Here is a 14,924-nt window from a genome sequence, read left to right on the forward strand (position 1 = left end):
TTCAGGCGGGCACCTCGTCCCGCCAGGAGTGCTGGGGTGCGAAGCCCATCTGCTCCTTCGCGGCCCGGTTGCTGAGCAGCGTGCCGAACTCTCCGACGCTGTCCGGCACCTCGCGGCCGGGATGGATCGCGGCCAGCGCCTCCCGCGTCGGCATGTCCAGGATGATGTCGTCTGCCGCGATGACGAAGGCGTGCGAGCCGGACAGGCTGGCCGTGAGGGCGTCCTCGCAGGACTGGGCCACGTCGCGGGCGTCGATGTAGCCGAAGAGGTTCCAGCGACGGGCCTCGGGATCCCTGGCGAAGGCCGGCTGCTGCGCGTAGTCCTCGACCGTGAAGATGTTGGACAGGCGGAGCCCGATGAAGGGGATGCCCGCCCACCGCGACACCTGCTCCGCCATGGTCTCGGTCATCACCTTCGACAGGGAGTAGGTGGAGTTGGGCAGCGGGTAGTGGTCCTCGTCGACGGGGACGTAGCGCACCTCGTCGAACGGAAGCCCCAGCGTGGTCTCGCTGGATGCGTAGACCACCCGCTTGAGCCCCAGCTTCCACGCGGCGACAAACACGTTGTTGTTCATGGCCATGTTGGCATTGAGGGTGTGCGAATCGGTATGGATCCAGTCGGCCGGGATGTTGGCCAGGTGGATGACGGCGTCCGCCCCGGCGAGCACGTCCATGGCCTCGCCGAACTGGGTCAGGTCCGCGCGGTAGAACTTGCCGCTGTACCAGGCCGGGCGTCCGGCGACATCAGTGGCGACGATCTCGTGGGCGGATTCGACGAAGTGGCGGAGGGTGGCCTGGCCGGCTTTGCCCGAGGCCCCGGTGATGACGATGCGCATGGCCCCAGCTTAGTGAGGCGGGGACGCGGAAGGGGGCGCCCCGACCGCGGGACGCCCCCTTCCGCACAGGTCACTTCTCGAGCAGGCCCTCGAACAGGACGGTGGACAGGTAGCGCTCGCCGAACGACGGGATGATCACCACGATGGTCTTGCCGGCGTTCTCGGGGCGGGCCGCCACCTCGATCGCCGCGGACAGTGCGGCGCCGGAGGACAGGCCCACCAGGAGGCCCTCCTCCTGGGCGGCGCGGCGGGCGAACTCGACGGCCTGGTCGATGTTGCGGGGGAGCACCTCGTCGATGACGGAGCGGTCCAGGATCTCCGGCACGAAGTTGGCGCCGATGCCCTGGATCTTGTGGGGGCCGGGCTGGCCGCCGGAGAGGATGGGGGACTCCTGAGGCTCCACGGCGACGATCTTCACCTCGGGCTTGCGTTGCTTGAGCACCTGGCCGACGCCGGTGATGGTGCCGCCGGTGCCGACGCCGGCCACCACGATGTCGACGGTGCCGTCCGTGTCGTCCCAGATCTCCACGGCGGTGGTGGTGCGGTGGATCTCCACGTTGGCGGGGTTGGCGAACTGCCGGGCCAGGACGCCGCCGCGCTCAGCCGCGATCTCCTCGGCCTTCTCGACGGCGCCGCGCATGCCCTGCGGGCCGGGGGTGAGCACCAGCTCGGCGCCGTAGGCGCGCAGCAGTGCGCGACGCTCCAGCGACATCGTCTCCGGCATCGTCAGCACCACCTTGTAGCCGCGCGCGGCCCCCACCATGGCCAGCGCGATGCCGGTGTTGCCGGAGGTGCCCTCCACGATGGTCCCGCCGGGCTGCAGCTGACCGGAGGCCTCGGCGGCGTCGATGATGGAGACGCCGATGCGGTCCTTGACCGAGTTGGCGGGGTTGTAGAACTCGAGCTTGGCCAGGACGGTCGCGTTGTCGCCGGCGATGCGGTTGAGCCGGACCAGGGGCGTGCGCCCGATGAGGGCGGTCACGTCGGAGTAAATGTTCATGTCGTCGCCAACCTTCGCCACCGCCCGGATATTCCCGCAGACGGGGACGAAAGTTGTTCCGGCTGGAAAGGCAATAGACTCCCTCCCATGACTGCCCAGCACGAGAAGGTCCTCGTCGTCGACTTCGGGGCGCAGTACGCGCAGCTCATCGCGCGGCGCGTCCGCGAGGCGAACGTCTACTCCGAGATCGTCAGTTCCTCGCTCGACGCCGACGCGATCCTCGCGCTTCGTCCTGCCGCCATCATCCTCTCCGGGGGGCCGTCGTCGGTCTACGAGGAGGGGGCGCCCGGGCTGGACACCAGGATCCTCGAGGCGGGCGTGCCCGTGCTGGGCATCTGCTACGGCTTCCAGGTGATGGCACAGGCGCTCGGCGGCACCGTCGCCAAGACGGGCCAGCGCGAGTACGGCCGCACCTCGCTGTCCATCCACGACGGAGGGTGCCTGCTCGGCAGCCTGCCCAACACGCTCAACGTCTGGATGAGCCACGGAGACTCGGTCAGCAGAGCACCGAAGGGGTTCCGAGTGCTCGCCCGGACCGCCGGTGCGCCGGTGGCGGCGTTCGAGGACCTGGCCCGCAAGCTGGCGGGCGTCCAATGGCACCCCGAGGTGCTGCACTCCCAATGGGGCCAGCAGGTGCTGGAGCACTTCCTGTTCACCATCGCCGGGCTCACCCCGGACTGGACCGCCGCGAACATGGTCACCGAGAGCATCGACGCGGTGCGCGCCAAGGTCGGGGACCGACGGGTGCTGTGCGCCCTGTCCGGCGGGGTGGACTCGGCGGTCGCGGCGGCGCTGGTGCAGCGGGCCATCGGCAAGCAGTTGACCTGCGTGTTCGTGGACCACGGGCTGCTGCGTGAGGGCGAGGCGGAGCAGGTCAAGGAGGACTTCGTGGCCGTCACGGGGGTGGACCTCGTGGTCGCGGACGAGCGCGATCGCTTCCTCGGCGCCCTGGCAGGGGTGACGGACCCGGAGGAGAAGCGCAAGATCATCGGCCGCGAGTTCATCCGCACCTTCGAGGCGACGGCGCGGGACCTGGCCGGTGAGCGCGGGATCGACTTCCTCGTCCAAGGCACGCTCTACCCGGACGTCGTGGAGTCCGGTGGCGGCGAGGGCACCGCCAACATCAAGAGCCACCACAACGTGGGCGGTCTGCCCGACGACCTCCAGTTCACCCTGATCGAGCCACTGCGCCAGATGTTCAAGGATGAGGTGCGAGCAGTCGGGGAGCAGTTGGGGCTGCCGGAGGAGATGGTGTGGCGCCACCCGTTCCCCGGCCCGGGGCTGGCCATCCGGATCATCGGCGAGGTCACCGAGGACCGGCTCGACATCCTTCGCCAGGCAGACGCGATCGCCCGCCACGAGCTGGCCGTGGCCAAGCTCGAGCGGGCGATCTGGCAGTTCCCCGTCGTGCTCCTCGCGGACGTGAGGTCCGTCGGGGTGCAGGGCGACGGCCGGACCTACGGCCACCCCATCGTCCTGCGGCCGGTGGTGTCGGATGACGCCATGACCGCGGACTGGGCCCGCCTGCCCTACGAGGTGATCGAGAAGATCTCCTCCCGGATCACCAACGAATGCCCCGAGGTCAACAGGGTGGTCATCGACGTCACGAGCAAGCCGCCGGGCACCATCGAGTGGGAGTAGCCCCCCGGCTCAGATGTCGTACGGGGGCTCCTTGGGGGAGTCCGGCTTGCGGGTGTCGTACCATTGGCGGGCCTTGTCGAACCCTTCCTCGGCCAGGGAGCCGCCCTCGTCCTTGGGCATGACGGCCCACAGGATGAGGTAGGCCAGGATGCCGCTGCCGCCGAAGACGGCGATCAGTACGAAGGCGATCCGGACGATGGTCACGTCGAGGTTGAGGTAGCGCGCGATGCCTGCGCAGACGCCGCCGATCATGGCGCCGGTACTGGGACGGGTGAGCTTCATGGAAGTTCCTTTCGGGAATTCGTGCGGCCGCGGGAGGAGATGAGACCGATCGCGCCTGCGGCCACGAGGATGACGGCGAGGATCGGTTGGACAAAGGGCGCCGAGAGGCTCGGCGAGACGATCAGCACGATCCCGAAGCCGACGGCGGCGAGGCCGACGGCCAGGGTGGCCAGATCGAGTGGTGGGCGGTTCATGATCTCTCTTCCAGTGTGACCGCAGACAGGGTCGCGTCAACCCTGACGGTGAAATCCACCGGTGCGGCGGTTGAGTTGCCCGTCTCGACGCTCACATCGCTGAACATTTCGTTCGACGTGAGAGACAGCAGCGGTCCCGGGAGGAGGACGGTGACGTCCGAGGCGATCGCCTCGATGCGGACCTCGTCGATGCCGTCGAGATTCTCTGCGCCCAGGTCGACCACCCGCTCCTCGCCGACGACGGTGAGGGTCAGCACCGAGGCGTCGGCGGACGGCGCAACCGCGGACTCGGCGGCCCGCGGAGCGAGCCAGCCGCCCGCCACCATCGCGATCACCAGCACGCCCAGAAGGGGCCGTGGCACGCGCTTGGATCGTGCGACGACCGCGTAGAGTACCGCGAGCGAACCGCCCGCAACGAGCGCGGCTCCCAGGGCAAGCCCCGGGCCGGCGCCAAGGAGCACGCCCGTCACGGCGCCGGTGGCGAGCATCGCTACGAGGATCCCGAGACCGATCAGCCAAGCGGCCTTCGGACGGGGGCCCGACGGGGCGGCGCGGGGGGGCTCAGGGGCGTAGAGGTCCACGACGGGCAGACCGTCGTGGGCGCGCCCGGTGGCGGAGTGCATCTGGGAGCGCCAGTGGGCCACCAGGGCGTCGTCGCTCACGGCCCCGGCGCTTGTGTTCACGCGTGTGTTCTGTGGCTGAGGCGTGGCCGAGGGGGACCAGGTGCCGCCGAGCCGGCCCCGGCGGGCCAGCACGAGCAGCGCCAGGAGGAGCACGCCGGGGCCCCACGGAAGTGGGCTGACCGAACTGACCAGGCTGACCGCGGCGAGCGTGGTGAGGATGACGACGGCCTTCTGGGCCGTTGGGGTCCAGCGGGCAAAGGCGGGGAGAAGCGCGTCCATGGGGCGCACACCGGTGGGGCTGCGGGTGAGCGCCGTGCCCCACGCGTACAGGGCCACGCCCAGGCCGCCGCTGAGCGCCAGCAGGGCGAACGCGACGCGCACCAGAACCACGTCGACGCCCATCCGTGCGGCGATGGCGGCGCACAGGCCGGAGCCCATGCCTGACTCCTGGCGCTGCATGGCGCCGAGGCTCGGATCGAGCCACCCCAGATCAAGCTCAGTGGACATGCACACCAGTCTGGTGTGGTGGCCGCCGTGTCGCCATCGGGTGACCCCCTGAGAGGGACCTGAGATGTGGCGCCGGGGACCCTGGAAAGCACCCCTGGCGCTGGCCTCGCCATCGTCAGCGTGTCAGGCTGGGGCCATGACAGAGCTGCCGGTACCCATCGCGCCCGCGCGGGTGCCGCTGCGCCGCCAGAGCGAGGGCAAGGTCATCGCCGGCGTGGCGACGGGCCTGGCCTCGCACCTCGGTGTCCGGGTGGCGCACGTGCGGCTCGGCTTCCTGGTCATGGCCCTCTTCTCGGGCGCGGGGGTGCTGGCGTACGGCGCGCTGTGGGTCCTCATGCCGCGTGCGACGGGTGAGGGCGAGCCCGTGGGCCTCGCCGCGGCCAGCCGCAGCGGCATGCGGCCGCAGCGCGTGGAGACCCAGGGCGCGGACTCCGGCCTCCTCGTGGCAGGCGGGATGCTCGTGGTGGGGCTCCTGTGGCTGTTCGTCTCGGGAGGCGTCATCTCCACGTCGCTGTTCTGGCCCATGGTGGTGGGCGGCGTGGGTGTCATCGTCATCTGGCTCCAGGTCGACGAGCGGGTCACGCCCCGCCCGGCCAGGACGGGGCGTGGCGGCCTGTGGTCGCGGGTGGCGCGCGGAGGCGGGGCGATGAGCATCGTCCGCCTGGTCGGAGGCCTCCTCCTGGTGGGGGCCGGCACGAGCTGGATCCTGGCCACCCAGGTGGGGCTGTCGCAACTGCCCGGCGTGCTGGGCGCCTCGGGGGTGCTGCTGGCCGGTGTGCTGGTGGTCGCGGCCCCGTGGTTGTACCAGCAGCGAGGGCGCGTCCGGCGAGCCGACGCGGAGCGGCTGCGCGCCGAGGCGCGGGCAGACATGGCGGCCCACCTCCACGACTCGGTCCTCCAGACCTTGGCGCTCATTCAACGCCAGGCCTCCGACCCCGTCACCGTCGCCGGCCTGGCCCGGCGCCAGGAGCGCGAGCTGCGCACCTGGCTCTACGGCGAGTCCACCCGGGCCGCATCCTTCCGCTCCGCCCTGCGCGCCGTGGTCGCCGACGTCGAGGCCGACTTCGCCGTCGACGTCGAACTGGTCTGCGTGGGCGACGTCGCCGTCGACGACCGTGTGGAGGCGCTGGTGCTGGCCGTCGGAGAGGCCGTGACGAACGCGGCGAAGCACTCGGGCTCCCCGAGGGTGGACGTCTACGCCGAGGTTGACGGCCCGCGGATCGAGGTGTTCATCCGGGACCGGGGGCGGGGCTTCGACGTCGACGCGGTTCCGGAGGGGCGGATGGGCGTGCGAGAATCGATCAAGGCCCGGATGGATCGTAATGGCGGCAGCGCCGCGATCCGCTCGGGGCCCGAGGGCACCGAGGTGAAAGTGGAGATCGCCATATGAGCGAGGCGGCCGGACCGAATCCGTTGCGCGTGGTCATCGTCGATGACCACGCCATGTTCCGTGCGGGGGTGCGCCATGAGATCGGGCCGCACTGCGATGTGGTGGGTGAGGGCGAGGACGTCGGCACGGCTGTCGCGGTCATCGTCGCCAGCGTGCCGGACGTGGTGCTGCTCGATGTGCACCTCCCAGGGGGAGGCGGTGCGGAGGTGATCAGGCAGGTGCTGCCAGCATTACCCCAGGTCAAGTTCCTGGCGCTCTCGGTCTCGGATGCGGCGCAGGACGTGATCGGTGTGATCCGCGCGGGCGCCCGCGGCTACGTCACCAAGTCGATCAGCTCGGAGGAGCTCCTTGAGGGCATCGCGCGCGTGGCCGCCGGCGACGCGGTGTTCTCACCGCGCCTGGCCGGGTTCGTTCTGGACGCCTTCTCGGGCGCCGTGGACGTGTCCGGCATCGACGAGGAACTGGACCGGTTGAGCGTCCGGGAGCGTGAGGTGATGAAGCTGATCGCGCGCGGATATTCCTACAAGGAGGTGGCGCGTGAGCTGTTCATCTCCATCAAGACGGTGGAGACCCATGTGTCCTCCGTGTTGCGCAAACTGCAGTTGTCCAATCGTCATCAATTGACGAAGTGGGCCACCGACCGGCACCTGATCTGATCCTGAAAGAAACACGAAGAAAGGGGCGGCGCCGGATGAGTCCGGCGCCGCCCCTTTCGTCAAACTGCGGGGTGTGATCAGGCCTTGCGCTTCTGCATCCAGCCGTAGACAACGAGCACGATGATTGCGCCCACTACTGAGGTGATCAGTCCTCCGATGGAGAAAGTAGGGCCGCTCAGGTCCAGCTTCCCCTCGAAGATCAGCGAGCCCAGGAGTCCACCGACGAAGGCGCCGATGATTCCGAGGATCATGGTAGCTACCCAGCCCCCGCCCTGACGGCCGGGGAGGATGGCCTTGGCGATAGCCCCGCCGAGGAGGCCGATGACGATGTAAGCAATGATTGTTCCCATATCTCTAGGATGCACCATGCGGCGCAGATGGACAACTCGGAGGCTCATTATCCGGGCGAACTCGGGGTGAATTCAGGGTGTCTCCCGGGTGCGATATCCTCTCTGCATGGAATTGATTCATGACTTGCTGTTGCTACTACACTTCGTCGGATTTGCGGCGCTTTTCGGCGGCGCCTTTGTGCAGGTGAAGGGCCCGTCGCGCGCCGTCAATGCGGCGATGGTCCACGGGGTGCTCACCCAGTTGATCACCGGCCTGCTGCTGGTGGGCCTGGCCGAGATGGGCGACGCGGAGGTCAACCACCTCAAGGTGGGGATCAAGCTCGCCGTCCTGGTAGCCGTGGCGGTACTGGTCTTCATGAACCGGAAGAAGGACACGCTCGGCGGCGCCCAGTTCTGGTCCATCTTCGGCCTGACCCTGCTCAATGTCGCGGTGGCCGTCTTCGTCTGAGACCTCAGAACAGGGGCCGCCACGGGCTGAGGAAGAGTTCCGTGGCCTTCGCCACCGGGGAACGCTCCCGCCATCTCTCCTCGGTCAGCTCGATGCAGTTCGATTCGTCGGTGAGGAACACCCCCTCCATGTAGGCGGCCACGTCCTCGTCCGTCAGCTCCAGGTTGACCTCGTAGTTGCCCAGCAGGCTGAGCCGGTCAAGGTTGGCGGTGCCGATGGTGGACCACTGGCCGTCGATGGTGGCGGTCTTGGAGTGCACCATGGCCCCCTGGAACAGGTAGAGGCGGATCCCGGAGCGCAGTAGCTCGGCGTAGAAGCCGCGCGAGAGCCAGTCCGCCACCACGTGGTTGGAGCGTGCAGGCACGATGATGCGGACGTCCACACCGCGGCGCACGGCGTCGCGCAACGCGCTCACGAGGTCGTCGTCGGGGATGAGGTAGGCATGCGTGAGCCAGATGTGGTGGCTGGCGCGGTCGATGGCCTCGAGGTACATGTTGCGGATGGGGTACACCTGGATGCGTGGAGTGTTGCGGTGCACCCGGACGGTGGGCTCCCACTCGCGCTGAGGGTTGTGCTCGATCCGGTCGCGCACCTTGCTGGGATGCATGTTCCAGAAGTCGACGAACGCGTTCTCAAGCTCCGCCACCCCGTCGCCGACGATGCGGGCGTGGGTGTCGCGCCACCCGGTGGCGTACAGGGAACCGATGTTGTAGCCGCCGATGAACCCGACCCTGCCGTCGACGGTGAGCAGCTTGCGATGGTCGCGGCCCCAGCTGCGTGGTGACCAGGGCAGCGGGAACGCCGGGTGGGGCATGGTGTTGACGGTGGAGGGAATGGCCCGGAAGAAGGCGCGGGGCACCACCAGGTTTGCGAACTCGTCCCAGACCGCGTGCACGCGGACTCCACGAGCCGCTGCCCGGGCGAGCGCCGCGCGGAATCGGAGCCCCTCGGCGTCGCCCTTCCAGATGAAGGTCTCGAAGTAGACGTGGTGCTCGGCCCCGTCGATGGCCTCGATCATCGCGTCGTAGACGTGCTCGCCGTAGGTGTAGACGGTCACCTCGTCGGCCCCGACGCCGATGGGCTCCGGCTTGGTGATGGGAAACTTGCGCAGCTTGCGCTGCTTCTTCCGGAGTGACTCGACGAGGGTGAGGGCCAGCATCGAGAGGATCTGGGCCAGCAACACGGCGGTGGTGATCCGGCCGAAGATCACCCGACCTCGGGAGAAGGCATCACGCATGCCGCCAGCATATCGGCGGGAGCAGCGCCTGAGCGGGCGGTAGTGTTGGCCCCCGACATGAGTGACTCGCTGTTCCCGGACCTGTTCGCCGCGTTCCAGCCGGACCAGGCGCCGCCCGCCCGTTCGGGGGAGGAGCGGCCTGAGCGGCGCGCCTCGGCCAAGAAGGTCTCCGAGGAGCAGCTCCTCGAGGGGCTCAATCCTCCTCAGCGGGAGGCGGTGCTGCACGCCGGCTCTCCCGTCCTGGTGGTGGCGGGCGCAGGCTCCGGGAAGACGCGGGTGCTGACACGGCGCATCGCCCATCTGGTCTCGCAGCGCAATGTCCATCCGGGCTCCGTGCTGGCGATCACCTTCACCAACAAGGCGGCCGCCGAGATGCGTGAGCGCGTCGTGGACCTGGTGGGCAACCGTGCCAAGCTGATGTGGGTCTCCACCTTCCACTCGGCGTGCGTGCGCATCCTGCGCCAGGACATCGACCGCTTCGGCCTGACCAAGAGCTTCTCGATCTACGACGACACGGACGCCAAACGTCTCATGTCACTGGTGTGCCGGGACCAGGAACTGGACCCCAAGCGCTACCCCGTCCGAGCGGTGATGAACAAGGTCAGCACCTTCAAGAACGAGCTGGTGGACTACGAGCGGGCCGCCCAAGAGGCGGTGTCCCCGCCCCAGAAGGTTTATGCCGAGGCCTACGCCGAGTACCAGTCCCGGCTGGTGGCGGCCAACGCCTTGGACTTCGACGACCTGATCATGACGGCGGTGCACCTCCTGCAGGCGTTTCCGGACGTCCGGGAGAAGTACCGGCGTCGCTTCCGCCACGTGCTCGTCGACGAGTACCAGGACACCAACCACGCGCAGTACGCGCTGGTGCGGGAGCTGTGCGCCGGCGACGTCGGCGGCGTGGTGGACGGATCCCCTCTGGTCGAGCCGGCGGAGTTGATGGTGGTGGGGGACTCGGACCAGTCCATCTACGCGTTCCGCGGCGCCACCATCCGCAACATCCTGGACTTCGAGAAGGACTATCCAGGCGCCCGGACGGTGGTGCTGGACCAGAACTACCGCTCCACGCAGAACGTCCTCACCGCGGCCAACTCGGTGATCTCGCGCAACCAGTCCAGGCGCGACAAGCACCTGTGGTCGGATCTCGGTGAGGGGGAGCTGATCGTCGGGTGGGTGGCCGACAGCGAGACGGACGAGGCGCAGTTCGTGGCCGACGAGATCGACCGGTTGAGTGATGCAGGCCTGTCGCAGTATGGCGACACAGCGGTCTTCTACCGCACGAACGCGCAGTCCAGAGCGTTCGAGGAGGTGTTCATCCGGGTGGGGATGCCCTACAAGGTGGTGGGAGGTGTGCGCTTCTACGAGCGTCGGGAGATCCGCGACGCGATCGCCTACCTGCGGGCCATCGTGAACCCGGCAGACGACGTGTCCGTGCGCCGGATCCTCAACGTGCCCAAGCGTGGCATCGGTGACCGGGCGGCCGCCGCGGTGTCCACCCTGGCCACCGGCCACCGGCTGAGCTTCTTCGACGCCCTACAGCGCGCGTCGGAGGCCCCGGGGCTGGCCTCCCGATCGCTGAAGCAGATTCAGGGCTTCGTGGACCTCATGAACCTGCACCGGGCCATGCTGGCGCAGGGCAAGCCGGCCGACGAGGTGCTGACGTCGATTCTGAAGGAGTCCGGCTACCTGCCCGAGCTCCAGGCATCGGTCGATCCGCAGGACCAGACCCGCATCGAGAACCTGATCGAGCTGGTCTCGGTGGCGGCTGAGTTCGTTGCGGCGGCCAACACGATCGACCTGGACGACGATACCGTCGAGTCCGGCCTGGTCGCGGGGATGCCTGAGCCGGACGACTCCCTGCCGGCCTTCCTGGAGCGGATCGCCCTGGTGGCCGACTCGGACCAGGTGCCGGACCACGAGGACGGTAAGGGCGTGGTGACGCTGATGACGCTGCACACCGCCAAGGGCCTGGAGTTCGACACGGTGTTCCTCACCGGCATGGAGGAGGGCATGTTCCCGCACATGCGAGCCCTGACGGACCCGGAGGAGCTCGAGGAGGAGCGTCGGCTGGCCTACGTCGGCATCACACGGGCGCGCAGAAGGCTGTTCCTCAGCAGGTCCCAGGTGCGGGTGGTCTTCGGATCCCCCCAGTACAACCCGCCGTCGCGATTCTTCGACGAAGTGCCCCCGCACGTGCTGGACTGGCGCCGCACCGGCGCTGCCACGACCACGTGGGCCAGCTCCGCGGCCACCCGCAACCGTCAGACCTCGGCGTCTGTGGCGAGCTTCGGATCAGGGCAGGGGCCGCTGAAGACGGTGTTCAGCGTGGCCACGGGGGATCGGGTGCTGCACGCGGCTTTCGGCATGGGTGACGTGCTGGCCGTCCACGGAGTGGGGGACGCCACGAAGGTGGACGTGGACTTCGGGTCTGCGGGCACGAAGAGGCTGAGCCTCAAGCATGCCCCGATGGAGAAGCTTTAGCCCACGCCCAGCGAGCGGAGGAAGGTCATCGGGTTCGAGGCGGAGTACACGTCGCCGGGGGTCACGCCCGGCTTGTAGTACTCGAAGTGGAGGTGGGCGCCGAAGGAGCGTCCGGTGTTGCCGACGTAGCCGATCAGCTGCCCGGGGCGAACGGTCTCGCCGGCGCCGACCACCTTGCGGCTCATGTGGGCGTAGAGGGTGGAGCCGCCGTTGCTGTGCTGGATCACCACGTTGATGCCCGCCCAGCCGCCGGCGGTGGGGCTGAGCACCACACCGGAGGCGGCCGCGTAGATGGGAGTGCCGACAGGGGCCGGGAAGTCCTGGCCGGTGTGGTACCGCGACCAGCTTCCGGTCGCGCCGAATCCGGCACCGATGCGGTAGTTGGACTTGACGGGCATCGAGCCGCCCTTGGTGGTGAGGTTGGTCACGTCCTGGGAGCTGAGGTTCTCCTTGCCCGCTGCTGCAGCGGCGGCGGCCTTCTTGGCCTCCTCGAGGCGCTTGGCCGCCTCTTCGGCTTCCTTCTTCAGCTTCGCGCTCTGCGCGGCCACGAGCGTCATGTCCTCGTCCATGAGGCGCTGGCGTTCGGTGGAGTTGGTCATCCACTCGGTCTGTGCGGCGGACTCGACGGAAGCGTCCAGGGTCTCGTCGCGCTCCTTGGCGGCCTCGTCCGCGACCGCCTCGGTCAGGTTGGCCCGCACCGCGGTGCGGCTGACCTCCTGGGAACGGTCGGCGAAGCCCATGGCCGCGGCGGACGCGGCGGCGGCGGGTACGGCGGCGTCGAGCGACTCGCTCGCGGTGTCGCCACCGTCGCGCGCAGTGAAGGCGAAGGCGAACAGGGCGCTCACGGACAGGGCGCCGGCCACGCCGAGCGCGACGATGCGACGGCTGACGGCAAACGGCAGGGCAGGCGTGGAGCGGCGGGCTGGGTGGGCGTCAATCTCGACGATCTCGTCGATCTCCGCGGCGCGACGGGGGTTGCGCACTGGCGTGGCGTCGTTCACCTGGCTCCTAGCCTTGTTCGGGGGGTTCTGAGAAAACCTTAACAGTTCTCAGGTTTCTCTCAAAGTTTGAGCTCCTGTTGTCCGCAGCTGCGGACAACAGAACCAGGTCGAGGAGGGCCGAGCCGACCCTCAGGCCCTTCCGTCGCTTCGGGCCGCCGGGTAGTCTGGCGGAGTTTGATCGACCAACCGAAGGACCACCGTGGATCTCCTCGAGTATCAAGCCCGCGACCTGTTCGAACAGTTCGACGTGCCCGTCCTCCCCGGCCGCATCGCCACCACCCCTGAGGAGGCGCGCGCGGCCTACCTGGAACTCGGCGCGGACCTCGTGGTGATCAAGGCGCAGGTCCGCACGGGCGGCCGTGGAAAGGCAGGCGGCGTGAAGCTCGCCCGCGGCGAGGACGCCGTCATGAAGACGGCGGGCGAGGTGCTCGGCCTGGACATCAAGGGGCACGTGGTCGAGACCGTCATGCTCAGCCCTGGCGCGGACATCGCGGAGGAGTTCTACTTCTCCATCCTCCTGGACCGCGCCGCCGGCGGGTTCATCGCGATGTGCAGCATCGAGGGCGGCGTGGACATCGAGACCTTGGCGGTAGAGCGGCCGGAGGCGCTGCTCCGGCTGGACCTGGACCCCGTCGAGGGGATCTCCCAGGCCGTGGCTCAACGCATCGTGACCGACGCGGGATTCATGCCCGAGGACCACCAGAAGGTCTCCGCGGTGCTCAGGAAGCTGTGGCGGACCTTCAAGGAATCTGACGCCACACTGGTGGAGGTCAATCCGTTGGTGAAGACCGGCGCCGGCGACATCATCGCCCTCGACGGCAAGGTCACCCTGGACGGCAACGCTGACTTCCGCCACCCGGAATGGGAGCGCTACGAGGAGACCACCGGGGACGTGGATCTCGAACGTCAGGCACGCAACCTGGACCTCAACTACGTCAAGCTCGACGGCAGCATCGGCGTGATCGGCAATGGCGCCGGCCTCGTGATGAGCAGTCTCGACGTGGTGGCGGCCGCCGGTGAGGAACTGCCCGGCCGGCCGCGTCCCGCGAACTTCCTCGACATCGGCGGTGGCGCGTCGGCCAACGTGATGGCCAACGGGTTGCGCATCATCATGAGCGACCCGCAGGTCAAGAGCGTCTTCGTCAACATCTTCGGCGGAATCACGGCCTGCAGTGATGTGGCCAACGGCATCGTCAACGCGCTGGACATGCTGGGCGCCGAGGCGCGCCTGCCCATCGTGGTGCGGCTCGACGGCAACTCCGTCGAGGTCGGCAAGGCCATCCTCGCCGAGGCCAATCATCCGTTGATCACTGTCAAGAACACCATGGACGAGGCGGCCCGAGCGGCCGCCCGGTTCGCGGCCGAAGGGAACTGACTCCGATGTCGATCTTCATCAACGCGTCCTCGCGCGTCCTGGTCCAGGGCATGACGGGCAAGGAGGGGCGCAAGCACACGCAGCGCATGATCATGTCGGGCACCCGCGTCGTGGGCGGCGTCACGCCTGGCAGGGCGGGAGAGGCGGTCCTCTTCGAGGAGGACCCGGTGCCCGTGTTCGGGTCCATGGTTGAGGCGGTCGCGGCCACCCATGCCGATGTGTCGGTGGTGTTCGTGCCGCCGAAGTTCGCCAAGGAGGCCGTCCTGGAGGCGGTGGAGGCCGAGGTGGGCCTGTGCGTGGTGATCACCGAGGGGATCCCGGTGCACGACGCGGTCGAGTTCCACGCGGCGGCCCGCGGTTCGCGGACCCGGATCATCGGCCCCAACTGCCCCGGCCTCATCTCTCCCGGCAAGTCCAACGTCGGCATCATCCCGGCCCACATCTCGGGACCCGGCCGCATCGGCCTTGTCTCGAAGTCCGGCACGCTCACCTATCAGATGATGTACGAGCTGCGCGATCACGGCTTCTCGACGGCGGTGGGCATCGGCGGTGACCCGGTGGTGGGTACCAGGCACATCGACGTGCTGCAGGCTTTCGAGGAGGACCCCGACACGGACCTCATCGTCATGATCGGTGAGATCGGCGGCGACGCCGAGGAGCGTGCGGCGGCCTACATCGCAGACCACATCACCAAGCCCGTGATCGGGTACGTGGCCGGTTTCACCGCGCCGACCGGACGGACGATGGGCCACGCCGGCGCCATCATCACCGGATCGGCCGGCACCGCACAGGCGAAGAAGGCGGCGTTGGAGGCCGCGGGGGTGCTGGTGGGGGAGACCCCGTCGCTGACCGCTGGACTGGTGCGCGACGCCATCGCGCACCTGCGCCACACCCTGGTCTGACGCGG

15 protein-coding genes are annotated in these 14,924 nt (G+C 68.7%); 7 read left to right on the top strand and 8 right to left on the bottom strand.

Annotated elements, in window-relative coordinates; all coding sequences use genetic code 11:
* Position 1: 1 nt before the first annotated feature.
* On the bottom strand, positions 2-835 hold the full coding sequence (locus H5398_RS05430) for an NAD(P)-dependent oxidoreductase (RefSeq protein WP_220489175.1): 834 nt from the start codon (positions 833-835) through the stop codon (positions 2-4).
* Positions 836-905: 70 nt separating this feature from the next.
* Positions 906-1,835: a cysteine synthase A gene (cysK, locus tag H5398_RS05435; protein WP_182799309.1), complete on the bottom strand. Its 930-nt coding sequence runs from the start codon at positions 1,833-1,835 to the stop codon at positions 906-908.
* Positions 1,836-1,922: 87 nt separating this feature from the next.
* On the opposite strand from cysK, the gene guaA reads away from it, so the two are divergent.
* Positions 1,923-3,476, top strand: a complete 1,554-nt coding sequence (guaA, locus tag H5398_RS05440; RefSeq protein WP_182799310.1) for a glutamine-hydrolyzing GMP synthase — start codon at positions 1,923-1,925, stop codon at positions 3,474-3,476.
* Positions 3,477-3,485: 9 nt separating this feature from the next.
* Here guaA and H5398_RS05445 read toward each other — a convergent pair whose 3' ends face one another.
* From H5398_RS05445 to H5398_RS05455, 3 genes are read right to left on the bottom strand one after another with little or no spacing between them, the layout of a single operon-like run.
* Positions 3,486-3,758, bottom strand: a complete 273-nt coding sequence (locus H5398_RS05445; RefSeq protein ID WP_182799311.1) for a PspC domain-containing protein — start codon at positions 3,756-3,758, stop codon at positions 3,486-3,488.
* Complete coding sequence (locus tag H5398_RS05450; protein ID WP_182799312.1) at positions 3,755-3,952, bottom strand: hypothetical protein; 198 nt, start codon at positions 3,950-3,952, stop codon at positions 3,755-3,757. The genes H5398_RS05445 and H5398_RS05450 overlap by 4 nt, the downstream gene beginning before the upstream one ends.
* Positions 3,949-5,082, bottom strand: a complete 1,134-nt coding sequence (locus H5398_RS05455; protein WP_182799313.1) for a PspC domain-containing protein — start codon at positions 5,080-5,082, stop codon at positions 3,949-3,951. Before H5398_RS05455 ends, H5398_RS05450 begins: the two co-directional genes overlap by 4 nt.
* Positions 5,083-5,218: 136 nt before the next feature.
* On the opposite strand from H5398_RS05455, the gene H5398_RS05460 reads away from it, so the two are divergent.
* Both H5398_RS05460 and H5398_RS05465 read left to right on the top strand, forming a co-directional pair.
* Positions 5,219-6,472 carry an ATP-binding protein gene (locus tag H5398_RS05460; RefSeq protein WP_182799314.1) on the top strand — a complete coding sequence of 418 codons (1,254 nt, stop codon included), beginning with the start codon at positions 5,219-5,221 and terminating at the stop codon, positions 6,470-6,472.
* Positions 6,469-7,128: a response regulator transcription factor gene (locus H5398_RS05465; protein ID WP_182799315.1), complete on the top strand. Its 660-nt coding sequence runs from the start codon at positions 6,469-6,471 to the stop codon at positions 7,126-7,128. The genes H5398_RS05460 and H5398_RS05465 overlap by 4 nt, the downstream gene beginning before the upstream one ends.
* Before the next feature lie 77 nt (positions 7,129-7,205).
* Here H5398_RS05465 and H5398_RS05470 read toward each other — a convergent pair whose 3' ends face one another.
* Positions 7,206-7,493, bottom strand: coding sequence for a GlsB/YeaQ/YmgE family stress response membrane protein (locus tag H5398_RS05470; protein WP_370586082.1), 288 nt, complete (start codon positions 7,491-7,493; stop codon positions 7,206-7,208).
* A 91-nt stretch (positions 7,494-7,584) separates the two neighbouring features.
* Between H5398_RS05470 and H5398_RS05475 the strand changes: the two genes are divergently transcribed.
* Entirely contained in the window at positions 7,585-7,926 is a 342-nt protein-coding gene (locus tag H5398_RS05475; protein ID WP_182799317.1) for a hypothetical protein, read from the top strand.
* A gap of 4 nt (positions 7,927-7,930) precedes the next feature.
* Here H5398_RS05475 and H5398_RS05480 read toward each other — a convergent pair whose 3' ends face one another.
* Positions 7,931-9,163 (bottom strand): phosphatidylserine/phosphatidylglycerophosphate/cardiolipin synthase family protein, encoded by a 1,233-nt coding sequence (locus tag H5398_RS05480; RefSeq protein ID WP_255443577.1) that lies wholly within the window; start codon positions 9,161-9,163, stop codon positions 7,931-7,933.
* Between the two features lie 57 nt (positions 9,164-9,220).
* On the opposite strand from H5398_RS05480, the gene pcrA reads away from it, so the two are divergent.
* The gene (gene pcrA, locus H5398_RS05485; RefSeq protein ID WP_182799318.1) at positions 9,221-11,641 is read left to right on the top strand and encodes a DNA helicase PcrA; all 2,421 of its coding nucleotides are present in this window, start codon (positions 9,221-9,223) and stop codon (positions 11,639-11,641) included.
* On the opposite strand, the gene H5398_RS17715 is transcribed toward pcrA, so the two are convergent.
* Positions 11,638-12,642, bottom strand: coding sequence for a M23 family metallopeptidase (locus H5398_RS17715; RefSeq protein ID WP_182799319.1), 1,005 nt, complete (start codon positions 12,640-12,642; stop codon positions 11,638-11,640). The genes pcrA and H5398_RS17715 overlap by 4 nt on opposite strands.
* A 199-nt stretch (positions 12,643-12,841) precedes the next feature.
* Here H5398_RS17715 and sucC point away from each other — a divergent pair, with 199 nt between their 5' ends.
* Both sucC and sucD read left to right on the top strand, forming a co-directional pair.
* On the top strand, positions 12,842-14,017 hold the full coding sequence (gene sucC / locus H5398_RS05495; protein WP_182784434.1) for an ADP-forming succinate--CoA ligase subunit beta: 1,176 nt from the start codon (positions 12,842-12,844) through the stop codon (positions 14,015-14,017).
* A gap of 5 nt (positions 14,018-14,022) precedes the next feature.
* Positions 14,023-14,919 carry a succinate--CoA ligase subunit alpha gene (gene sucD / locus H5398_RS05500; RefSeq protein ID WP_182784432.1) on the top strand — a complete coding sequence of 299 codons (897 nt, stop codon included), beginning with the start codon at positions 14,023-14,025 and terminating at the stop codon, positions 14,917-14,919.
* Positions 14,920-14,924 lie beyond the last annotated feature (5 nt).

The organism is Tessaracoccus sp. MC1679, assembly GCF_014164775.1.
In the GTDB taxonomy this organism is placed as follows: Bacteria; Actinomycetota; Actinomycetes; order Propionibacteriales; family Propionibacteriaceae; genus Arachnia.